This window comes from Bacteroidia bacterium (assembly GCA_023228875.1).
In the GTDB taxonomy this organism is placed as follows: Bacteria; Bacteroidota; Bacteroidia; order NS11-12g; family UBA955; genus JALOAG01.
Genome location: JALOAG010000003.1, coordinates 161,927 through 173,379, shown reverse-complemented (window position 1 = coordinate 173,379; position 11,453 = coordinate 161,927). Strand labels below are relative to the sequence as shown.

General features: G+C 36.9%; 11 protein-coding genes. 5 read left to right on the top strand and 6 right to left on the bottom strand.

Features of this window, described 5'->3' with window-relative positions; translation table 11 throughout:
- Genes M0R38_05150 through nqrF form a run of 5 tightly spaced genes read left to right on the top strand, consistent with a single transcriptional unit; the run spans position 1 to position 4,481 of the window.
- A complete protein-coding gene (locus M0R38_05150; protein ID MCK9481132.1) occupies positions 1-1,140 on the top strand; it encodes an NADH:ubiquinone reductase (Na(+)-transporting) subunit B in 1,140 nt (379 codons plus the stop codon).
- A complete protein-coding gene (gene nqrC / locus M0R38_05145) occupies positions 1,124-1,864 on the top strand; it encodes an NADH:ubiquinone reductase (Na(+)-transporting) subunit C (protein ID MCK9481131.1) in 741 nt (246 codons plus the stop codon). The genes M0R38_05150 and nqrC overlap by 17 nt, the downstream gene beginning before the upstream one ends.
- 3 nt (positions 1,865-1,867) lie before the next feature.
- Positions 1,868-2,521, top strand: a complete 654-nt coding sequence (locus M0R38_05140; protein MCK9481130.1) for an NADH:ubiquinone reductase (Na(+)-transporting) subunit D — start codon at positions 1,868-1,870, stop codon at positions 2,519-2,521.
- Between the two features lie 18 nt (positions 2,522-2,539).
- Positions 2,540-3,157, top strand: coding sequence for an NADH:ubiquinone reductase (Na(+)-transporting) subunit E (nqrE, locus tag M0R38_05135; protein ID MCK9481129.1), 618 nt, complete (start codon positions 2,540-2,542; stop codon positions 3,155-3,157).
- A gap of 4 nt (positions 3,158-3,161) precedes the next feature.
- The gene (gene nqrF, locus M0R38_05130) at positions 3,162-4,481 is read left to right on the top strand and encodes an NADH:ubiquinone reductase (Na(+)-transporting) subunit F (protein MCK9481128.1); all 1,320 of its coding nucleotides are present in this window, start codon (positions 3,162-3,164) and stop codon (positions 4,479-4,481) included.
- 86 nt (positions 4,482-4,567) lie between these two features.
- On the opposite strand, the gene M0R38_05125 is transcribed toward nqrF, so the two are convergent.
- The 6 genes from M0R38_05125 to M0R38_05100 form a co-directional block, all read right to left on the bottom strand.
- Positions 4,568-5,338 carry an enoyl-CoA hydratase-related protein gene (locus tag M0R38_05125; GenBank protein ID MCK9481127.1) on the bottom strand — a complete coding sequence of 257 codons (771 nt, stop codon included), beginning with the start codon at positions 5,336-5,338 and terminating at the stop codon, positions 4,568-4,570.
- Positions 5,339-5,354: 16 nt separating this feature from the next.
- Positions 5,355-6,149: a thymidylate synthase gene (locus M0R38_05120; GenBank protein MCK9481126.1), complete on the bottom strand. Its 795-nt coding sequence runs from the start codon at positions 6,147-6,149 to the stop codon at positions 5,355-5,357.
- Between the two features lie 75 nt (positions 6,150-6,224).
- The gene (locus tag M0R38_05115; GenBank protein ID MCK9481125.1) at positions 6,225-6,644 is read right to left on the bottom strand and encodes a hypothetical protein; all 420 of its coding nucleotides are present in this window, start codon (positions 6,642-6,644) and stop codon (positions 6,225-6,227) included.
- A gap of 115 nt (positions 6,645-6,759) precedes the next feature.
- Positions 6,760-8,280: a 2,3-bisphosphoglycerate-independent phosphoglycerate mutase gene (gene gpmI / locus M0R38_05110; GenBank protein MCK9481124.1), complete on the bottom strand. Its 1,521-nt coding sequence runs from the start codon at positions 8,278-8,280 to the stop codon at positions 6,760-6,762.
- 85 nt (positions 8,281-8,365) lie between these two features.
- The gene (gene recO, locus M0R38_05105) at positions 8,366-9,073 is read right to left on the bottom strand and encodes a DNA repair protein RecO (protein MCK9481123.1); all 708 of its coding nucleotides are present in this window, start codon (positions 9,071-9,073) and stop codon (positions 8,366-8,368) included.
- Between the two features lie 9 nt (positions 9,074-9,082).
- Positions 9,083-11,377: a hypothetical protein gene (locus tag M0R38_05100; protein MCK9481122.1), complete on the bottom strand. Its 2,295-nt coding sequence runs from the start codon at positions 11,375-11,377 to the stop codon at positions 9,083-9,085.
- Positions 11,378-11,453: the final 76 nt, after the last annotated feature.

Below are 11,453 nucleotides of genomic sequence, written 5' to 3'. Positions count from 1 at the left end.
ATGAAAGAGTTTTTTAGAAAAAAATTAGAAATTACTCGTCCCTATTTTGAAAAGGGAGGCAAGTTTGAGAAACTTGGCTCTACTTATGATGCTTTTGCTACATTCTTGTTTGTCCCCGGACACACAACACATAGTGGCACACACATAAAAGACGGGATTGATTTGAAACGCACAATGATGACAGTCATCATTGCCTTGTTTCCTGCACTATTATTTGGAATGTGGAATGTTGGATTACAACACTTCCGAGCTTTAGGAATTGAAGCGACTTTCATGCAACAATTCAACTATGGTATCATGCAAGTCCTCCCAATCATCATTGTATCTTATGTAGTAGGGTTAGGAATCGAATTTATTTTTGCACAACTCAGAGGACACTCGGTTAATGAAGGGTACTTAGTTACCGGTATGTTAATTCCGTTGGTAATGCCTCCAACCATACCGCTATGGATGGTTGCGGTTGGTGCTGCATTTTGTGTAATTATTGGAAAAGAAGTCTTTGGCGGTACAGGAATGAACGTATTAAATCCGGCACTAACAGCCCGTGCATTTTTGTTCTTTGCTTATCCAGTTGCAATGTCAGGAGATGTATGGATTGCAGGAAAACCGGATGCTTATTCAGGAGCAACAATACTTGCAGACTTGGCTTCTGCTACCCCTATTAATAGTTCAACTTGGGATATATTTTTAGGTACAATACCGGGTTCAATTGGAGAAACATCCACACTTGCTTGTTTAATTGGAGCACTCATATTGGGAATAACCGGTGTGGGCAGTTGGAAAATCATCGTTTCTGTTTTTGCAGGAGGATTCTTAATGGGGACATTTATGAACCTCATCCCCGGTGGCAATGCCTTTATGCAACTACCGGCTTGGGAACATTTAATTATAGGGGGATTTGCATTTGGTGCAGTGTTCATGGCAACTGATCCTGTATCTGCCTCACAAACTGAACAAGGAAAAATTATTTACGGGTTACTTATAGGGATTCTAACTGTTATGATTAGAGCTTGGAACCCTGCATACCCGGAAGGTATGATGCTTTCCATTCTATTAATGAATGTGTTTGCACCATTAATAGATTATTACGTAATTGAAGCTAATAAAAAAAGGAGATTAAGCCGTGCCAAAACCAACTAATTCTTACATTTTAATTTTTATGATAACGCTGTCTGTATTTTCAGCTGTTATCCTTGCTTTCGTTTCTGAAAGTTTAAAACCTGCTCAAATTGCAAATATTGAGTTGGAGAAAAAGAAATCTATTCTGGGGACTTTCCTTGATGTGTCAACTATGAGTAAAGAAGAAATCAACAAATTATATGACAGTAAAGTTAAGACTAAAGTAGTTTCTGTTGATTCTAAAGAACTCGATATGAGCGAAGCAACTGTGAAAGTATCTGATGAATACAGAAAAGACCTAAAAGAAAGACATCTTCCTGTCTATGAAATATTGAATGACAAAGGAGAAGTTGAATATACTGTACTCCCATTTTATGGACATGGACTCTATGATGACATTTGGGCTTATGTAGCTATAGAACCCGATATGAAAACAATTAAAGGTGTTGTATTAGATAACAAAGGCGAAACACCCGGATTGGGAGCACGTATGTCTGAAAAGCAAATTGCTGATAGATATAAGGGGAAATCAATTAGAGATGACAAAGGCAATATTATCACTATCACCATGCAAAAAGGTGAAAAGGGTGGAGGCGAAGTGAGCATCAAAGCTTTTGAAAACGAACCTCATAAAGTTGATGGTCTATCAGGTGCAACCAATACAGGTAAAGGCATTAACGTAATGTTTGAGACATATTTACAAGCATATACTGCTTATTTAAATTCTAAATTAACAACAAAGTAAATTATGAGCACAGAAAGTATAGAACAACCTATCAAGCACAAGTCTGAACCTTTGTTCAGCAAAAAAAATAGAAAACTCCTGTCAAACCCATTAGATGCTGATAACCCGGTTACAGTACAAATACTTGGTATTTGCTCTGCATTAGCTGTAACAGTGCAAATGAAACCAGCTCTATTTATGGCAGTTGGTGTAACTATTATTGTTGGATTATCAAGTTTTATCATTTCTCTTATGAGAAATTTGATTCCAAACAGGGTTAGAATTATCGCACAATTAATGGTTGCAGCAACCTTAGTTGTTATTATTGATCAGGTTTTCAAGGCATATGCTTATGACATATCTAAGCAATTGTCCGTTTACATAAGTTTGATTCTTACCAACTGTATTTTGCTTGGTCGTATTGAAGCTTTTGCAATGGGCAACAAACCATGGCCTTCTTTACTTGATGGTATAGGAAATGGTGCAGGTTACGGAGCTATCTTGATGATAACAGCAGTTTTCAGAGAGTTATTAGGTTCTGGATCACTTTTCGGATATAAATTACTCGGAGACAGTTATGTAGGTAATGGCGTAATGATTTTACCAGCCGGAGCTTGCTTTGTCATTGGTTTAGTGGTTTGGATGCAAAGAGCCAGAAACGGTTATAGAGAAGAATAAAATTAAACAGTAAATAAAATGGAAAGCATAATTTCAATATTCGTAAAATCTGTTTTCGTAGATAACATGATTTTCGCATACTTCCTCGGGATGTGTACATTTATTGCTATCTCAAAAGAAGTTAAAGCAGCATTCTCATTAGGTATTGCTGTAATAATTGCATTAACAGTAACCATACCTCTCAACTGGATATTTTATCATTATTTTTTAGCGGAAGGTGCGTTAGCTTGGACAGGTATTCCTGCACTTGCAAACATTGACCTGAGTTTCTTAGGACTGTTAACCTACATTTCTATTATAGCAGCATTTATTCAATTATTGGAAATGATTGTAGAAAAATACTACCCTTCACTTTACAACACATTGGGAATTTTCCTTCCACTACTTGCAGTAAACTGTGCAATATTAGCCGGTTCTTTATTCATGGTTGGTCGTCCATATAACTTAGCCGAAGCAACTGCTTATGGTTTAGGTTCAGGAACTGGTTGGTTTTTAGCAATTACTTCTTTAGCTGCTTTAAGAGAAAAAATCAAATATTCAAATGTGCCAGGACCTCTACGTGGTGTGGGAATCACTTTTATTATTATCGGGTTAATGGCTTTCGGGTTTTTAAGTTTTATCGGTTTTACAATTTAAGAAAATGAATCTACTAAGCATAAATATGACACTTGTTGTTGTTAGTGTAATTGTATTCCTAATTATACTTGTCTTCTTGGTTGTCCTGATCATAATTGCAGCCAAGAAAATGGTACAGCAAGGCGATGTTAAAATAACCATTAATGATGAAAAAGTTGTGAGCGTACCAGCCGGAGGCAGCTTACTCACTACATTATCAAGTGCAGGAATTTTCTTGCCTTCTGCATGCGGTGGAAAGGGTACTTGTGCTGAATGTAAGTGTCAAGTATTTGAAGGTGGAGGCTCTATACTTCCTACTGAAACCGGACATATTAAACGCAAAGCGCAAAAAGAACATTGGAGACTTTCTTGTCAAGTAAAAGTCAAGAACGATTTAAAGATAAAAGTTGCTGATGAGGTATTTGGAATCAAAAAATGGGAATGTGAAGTTGTATCAAATTACAACGTTGCTTCTTTTATAAAAGAATTTGTTGTTAAATTACCTGAAGGAGAAACACTTAATTTTAAAGCAGGGGGATATGTACAGGTGGATGTTCCTGTTTGTGATGTTAATTATAAAGATATTGATATTACATCTCACCCAAGAATGGGCAAACCCGCTAACGAATTCCAATCAGAATGGGATAAATTTAAACTATGGGATTTGAAGATGAAAAATGATGAACCTATTTTTAGAGCTTATTCTATGGCTAATCACCCCGCTGAAGGCAATATTGTAATGCTGAACATTCGTATTGCAACACCACCATGGGATAGAGCAAAAAATGGATGGATGGATGTAAACCCCGGTATTTGCTCTTCTTATGTGTTCAGTAAAAAGCCGGGTGATAAAGTTACCATCTCTGGTCCTTATGGTGAATTCTTTATCAAAGATACCAAAGCAGAAATGATTTATGTTGGTGGTGGTGCAGGAATGGCTCCTTTACGTTCTCACCTTTTCCATCTTTTCCATACATTAAAACAGACTGACAGAAAGGTCTCTTTCTGGTATGGTGGTCGTTCAAAAAGAGAGCTTTTCTATATAGATGACTTCAAAGCAATCGAAAAAGAATTTCCAAACTTTAGATTTTATCTTGTTCTTTCAGAACCTCTTCCTGAAGATAATTGGAAAGTAATGAAAGACGTAGATGACAGAGAAGGGGACGGATTTACCGGATTTGTACACCAAGCTCTCATAGACAATTATTTAAGTAAACATAAAGCTCCGGAAGATATTGAGTTTTATTTCTGTGGACCTCCAATGATGAATGCTGCCGTTGTTAAAATGACAGAAGACTTTGGAGTACCTAAAGAGAATGTATCATTTGACGATTTCGGTGGATAATCATTTGTATTGATTATCTATTAATAAAAAAGGCTTGAGAATATTTCAAGCCATTTTTTGTATCCATACAATTAAGAAGCTTCTTACTAAAAACTCGCTTTACGTTTTTCTAAGAATGCACTTGTACCTTCTTTAAAATCACCTGTGCCAAAAGCAGCTCCAAATTCTTGAATTTCTTTTTCAAATCCATTGTGTTGGTTTAAATAATGAGCATTTACACACTCAATTACTTGTCTTATTGCATTGGGTGATTTTGAGATAATTTTTTTCATTCTTGAACGTGTTTCTGCAATCAGACTCTCAGATGAAAATACTTCATTAACCAAACCAATGTGTAATGCTTTTTGAGCATCAATTGGGTTTGTGGTGAGTAAAATCTCCAATGCCCTGCCCTTTCCAACAATTTGAGCCAAGCGTTGTGTACCTCCATATCCTGGAGGCACACCAAGATTGATTTCAGGTTGTCCAAATTTAGCATTTTCAGAAGCATATCTTAAATGACATGCGAGCGTCAATTCACATCCTCCTCCCAATGCAAAGCCATTCACAGCAGCAATAACAGGTTTGGCACTACGCTCAATTGCAAATAGGACTTCATGTCCTGCTTTACTCATTTCTGTACCTTGTTGAACAGTGAAATTTGCAAATTCTGCTATATCAGCACCAGCTGCAAAAGCCTTGGAACCGATTCCTATAAGAATTATTCCTTTTATTGTTGAATCAACTTGGGCAGCAGTTACTGCATACTTAATTTCCTGTAATAGTTGAATATTGAGGGCATTCATTTTATCCTCACGATTAATTGTGATGGTGAGTATCCCTTCTTCTGTATCTAATAAAATATTGTTATATGTCATTTTCCAAAATTATAAGTTAAACGGCAACCGGAGCCTTGATAGCAGGATGACTTTGATAATTCTCTAAAGTAAAATCTTCAAATTTAAAGTCAAATATGTCTTTCACTAACGGATTAATTTTCATGGTTGGGTACGGAAATGGACTTCTGGATAATTGAGTCTCTACTTGCGTAAAATGGTTGGAGTAGATATGTGCATCACCAAACGTGTGTACATATTCTCCTAACTTAAGGTTTGTAACTTGAGCAACCATCATTGTGAGTAATGCATAGGAGGCAATGTTAAAGGGCACACCCAAAAACAAATCTGCACTGCGTTGATATAATTGACAACTTAATTTACCATCTGCAACATAAAACTGAAATAGACAATGACAAGGAGAGAGAGCCATCTTAGGCAAGTCTGCCGGATTCCAAGCTGTAACAATATGTCGTCTGCTGTCCGGGTTATTTTTAAGCCCTTGAATGAGTTCTGAGATTTGATCTATCACGTTTCCATCAGGACATTCCCAACTCCTCCATTGTTTTCCATATACCGGACCAAGATTACCTTCAGCATCTGCCCATTCATCCCAAATACTTACTCCGTTCTCCTTTAAATAAGCAATATTGGTTTCACCTCTTAGAAACCACAATAATTCATAGATGATAGACTTTAGGTGTACTTTCTTAGTAGTAACCAGAGGAAAACCGGCATTTAAGTCAAAACGCAACTGTCCTCCAAACACACTTTTAGTACCTGTACCTGTGCGATCTCCTTTAAAAACGCCTGTTTGATACACATACCGTAAAAAATCTTCATATTGGTTCATATACGATTACAAAATTGGGCTAATTGGTTCAGATTATAAAGGTATTCAGTTTGAACTTATATACAGGTTTTATACCTACTTTTTTCTGATTTCGCTTAAGATTTCAAATTCATTTTCTTCTGAAGTGAGATTTTTGCGTGTTCCCATCACACCAATTGCTAATGAAGGTTGATAACTATAAACAAACTCTTCATCTTTGAAATAGTTTTTCTCTTTAACAGTTATTTCAATCAATTCCGGCAGTGAATTATTTTTCCAATAGACATGAATGTTGCTCACTCTATTCGTAGCTGAAATATTTTCATACAAATAATGTCTCTCATTACCTTGTATTACCGAATCGACCGAGTAATCTGACACCAATTCAGGTTTATTAATATCACAGTCTTGAAATAACGAAAACTCCTCTTTCCATTCCGGAGTTGAGTCAATTGTTTCACTAACCTTGCTGCCAATACGAACTGTTCTGTACAAATAAAGACTTTGTGAATCCAAGCGTGCAATCTCTTGATTAAAAAACTCCGTTAAACTAAAATACTGAGGGTGAACCTGCCCTGTATCCTGCTGATGAGAGCATGATATCAATAGTAAAAACACGAAAAAGAAAGAATTAAAATAACGCATTACCGGACATTTCTTCAGGTTGAGGTATTTGCATTATTTTCAGGATGGTGGGTGCAATATCTGCCAAAACCCCATCGTGCATTGACTCTTTTATAACCGGGTCTGAAACTATCCACACAGGTACGGGGTTCATTGAATGTGCGGTATTGGGTGTCCCGTCTGCATTGACAGCATTATCGGCATTCCCATGATCGGCAGTAATGAGCAAGGTGTATCCGTGTTCCAATGCTTCTGTAACAATTTCTGATATACAAGCATCCACCGTTTCAACTGCCTTGACTATTGCAGAAAACACACCGGTATGTCCAACCATATCAGGATTTGCAAAATTGACACAGAAGAAATCGGTTTCTGCTTTCTTAATTTCTGCTATGACTGCTTGTTTGAGTTCAGGAGCACTCATTTGTGGTTGCAAATCATAAGTAGCAACTTTGGGTGAGTTTATTAAAATTCTTTTCTCATTAGGAAAAACTTCTTCTCTACCACCGCTAAAAAAGAAAGTTACATGGGGATATTTTTCAGTTTCGGCAGCTCTAATCTGCTTCTTACCAAGATTAGACAAGTATTCACCAAGTGTATTGGGTATATCTTGATTTTCAAAAATAACTGCAACATTCTTAAAATCTTTTTCATACTCAGTGAGTGTTGCAAATTGAAGATTCAGTTTGTGCATACCAAATTCACTCAAATCTTCTTGTGTAAGCACTTTCGTTAACTGTCGTCCTCTATCTGTTCGGAAATTAAAAAACAAAATTGCATCATCTTCCTTTATATTGGCTACGGGAGTATTGTCAGCATCACAAACTACAATGGGTTTCAAAAACTCATCTGTTACACCAGCATTATACTGAGCATAAATCGCTTCATTTACATCTTGGGTATATGTTCCTTGAGAATTTAGTAATAAATCATAAGCCATTTTTACCCTTTCCCATCGTTTATCTCTATCCATTGCATAATATCTGCCAATGACTGTGGCTAATTTTGCATTCGTATGTCCAACTGATTTTGTGAGAAGTTGTAAGAAACCAACACTACTCTTAGGATCAGTATCTCTGCCATCTGTAAAAGCATGGATATAGATTTTCTTTACTTGCTTCTTATGTGCTAATTCAATTAACGCAATTAAATGTTCTAAAGATGAATGTACACCTCCATCGCTTACCAAACCCATTAAGTGCAAAGGTTTTTGGTGTTGATTACAGTAATCAAAAAGCAGATTCAATTCAGTATTTTTTTCTGCATCACCATGATGAAAAGCCCTGTTAATCCTTTCTAACATTTGCCACACCACCCTACCTGCACCAATATTCATGTGTCCAACCTCTGAATTACCCATTTGCCCTTCGGGCAAACCAACAGCATTACCATAAGTTGTTAAACGTGCATGAGGAAATTTATGGTATAAATTATCCGTAAATGGAGTCTGAGCTGTTGCTATTGCATCTGTCTTGTCTCCTTTGCCAATGCCCCATCCATCAAGAATGAGCAAAATCGCCTTTTTCATTGCGCAAATTTATAACTTGCCCAATTCAATTAGGATAGAAAGTTTATTAAGTATTGATTTTGGTGGATTTAAATATGGCGAATTCCTACCTAGCCATCACCATCGAAAAGATTTCTATGGATTGAATGGGTTTAGAGCCTATAACATGGTATTGCAAAAATTGTATCAAGCTTTGAAGCAATTCTTTTCTGAACGTCAAAGAGGCTTGTTTATCTCGCAACAACATAGCAAATTGATGGGACATATCGGGGTGTAAGCATTGTTTTGCATGTAACAAGGCTGTAAACCCCCCTTCTGCAATACTAAAAACCTTTCCTTGAGCATAATCATCAGCATAAATACCATGTCCAAGCATACGACACAAACGAATAATAAACAAATGTGGCAGCCATTCAGGCACTTTCTCTTCGTTCTCTATCAACAAGATTGTTTCTTTTACAAGGTCATATAATGCAGCATTGATTTCCTCCTCAGCAATACATCTGTTCAACACCTCTTGGATAAAGCCCCCGAGCGCACGTTTTGCCGGAACTGTATGCAGGTTATGCAAAATTGGATTACATACTACTTCTTTAGCACGTTTTAAGTTTTTAACCGGATGATGGTAGAAATCTATTTCCAACAAATTTAATGGAGTCAAGTGCGCACGTGTAACTTTTTTCCCCTTTCCGGACGCAATTCCTTGAAAGATAAAACTCTGTAAGCCAAAATCACGTGTAAAGATTTTACAGATTACGGAAGCATCTCCGTACTTCACGTTATGTAGAATAAACCCTTCTGTTTTTGCTAACATGACAACACCTTATTTAACAAACAGAATCTTCCCCATTGTTTTTTGTTCACCATTACCATCAATAGCAAATACAAGGTAAACCCCGGTTGCAGGTCTGACTCCCGAAAAGGTTCTACAGTTCCAAGTAGCACGACCGCCATTGCTCACCGTTTCAAAAATAATATTGCCATTAATATCTGTAATTTTAACCCTAGAATCCAATGCCAACCCTTCTATTGCAACATCGCCATCAAAATCACTGCGGACAGGATTAGGAAATATTTTCAAACTGCTCATTTCAGTCTGTGGTTTGGTGGCATTTCCTTTCATTGAGAAAAGACCTTTGTCTGTATTAAAAAACACTTCTCCGGTATTTTCGTCCACTCCTATACTCAATACGTTGTCAGAAGGTAAAGGGCTATTTTGCATGTCAAAATGCTGAAGAATATCCATTCCATTTCGGTCAATTAACCATGCTCCTTTATTTGTGCCTACCCAACGTCTCTCCGCTCCATCCACAACAATATGATAAACAATTTCCGAACCCAATAAATACCCTCCAACTCCTCCTTGTTCAATGATAATTCTATCTGCTTTAGCACTACCTGAAAACGCATTTTGTGGATTTCTAAAAACAACCAGACCTGCATCCGTACCTACCCAAATCTCATTATTGGGCATAAGCGCAAGACAACGCACCATATTCGTTGGGAGACCAACATTCTGTGTATTAAACAACACTCCCCTGTCATCATCTTTATTCAACGGAGTTCCATTGTCATCAAAGACACAAATCCCATTACCTGACAAATTCGGGCGTGGGGTAATAATCCACTTATATCCATTGTTATCTATCATCACTTCTCCAACATATCGAGTAGGAAGTTTAAATGCTAGCCAAACCTTATCTGCTGTATAGACACTCAAGGCACTATCTACATCAAAATTACTCACCCATAAATTGCCCTGTTTATCATAACTAACACCCGAAGTATAATAAAAACTATCCACCTTTGAACCTCCGCCATCCCAAGTAAAGTACTCAAGTGTACTGTTTTTACTATTGTAAACCCTAACCGGAACATCTCCTTCAAACTCAATAACCCCTTTCCCTTGTGTTCCAACAAACATTCTATTTTCGCTCGGATGCTTGGTCAAACATGTAAAATCGTGCAACCCATTAAAGATGACATTATCGCGATAGGGATTCTGTGTCCAACGATTCTCTTTGAATATATTGTAGCCGTTGGTGTTGTATGTATGAGTATATTCCAAAGAATAAGAACCGGAGGTTACCCAAAACGATTGGTTATAGTTCAACATTCTAAACGAAGTCAGAGAGTTGGGTCCATTAGGAGTAAAAAATGTTTCTGAACTATCCTTATTCACCCTAATCAAACCATAACCTTTTGTTACATACCAATAATTGTCTTGCATATCCACTAATCCCATTACAGTGGCATTTTTCTGCATCTTGTGTGAGCTATTATCTGCATGAATCACATCTATCAAATGTTCAAGTGTAAGCACTAATCTATTGTTGTGTACTTTGATTGAATTCACTGCCCCCATACTTTTGTCATAAAGTACATTCCAAGAACTTCCATTCCACACTTGCAACAGACTGTCTTTCTCCACATATAACAGCCCATTAAATGCAGCAATATGGCGACTGCCAATGGAGGTATCCATAACAGTCCAATTGCTATTATCGGCAAGATTAACTCCGGGTGCAATTTTACCAAACATGATACTATTACCGGTAACTGCAAAAAGAGTATCTCCTAAAATTGCAGTCCCATATACTGGCAAAGTAGAATTGACAAGGTCTTTACCAAGATTCAAATAATTTTCGCTAACTTCCATCTTATCTTGATTGAACACTAAAATTCCAATACTGGTTGACATATAAACCTTTCTATTAGAAAAAAGCAAATGATGAATGCTTTTATCTCCGGCTATTGTACTTCGATACACATCATCCAACGGAGTAATTTTATTTCTTCTCAACACATCAATTTTTGCATTGGAATAACAAATCCACAACTTATCTGTTTCAGGATCATAACCCAACACATTCACTTCACCATCTGCAAATCCATTAATGGTTGAGAGTTTGTCCAAGCTACCATCTGTCTTTCCATAAGCAAAGAATCCATTTTCGGCTGCAGCAAAGATTTTATCTTTATTTTCGGCTATGTAATGACAACGGTTATACGGTAGATGAACTCGCCATTCTCCCACACCAATTCCCGCTTGTTGAGCATCAACAAACACTGAAAAGAACAAAAGAAATAAGAGAAATTTTGTCTTTAGGTCTTTCACCGTTTCAAAGATAGTACAAACTTAAAGTCCAATAAAAAATATTGTTTTATCCTGTCAACTTTTTCGGAATAATACA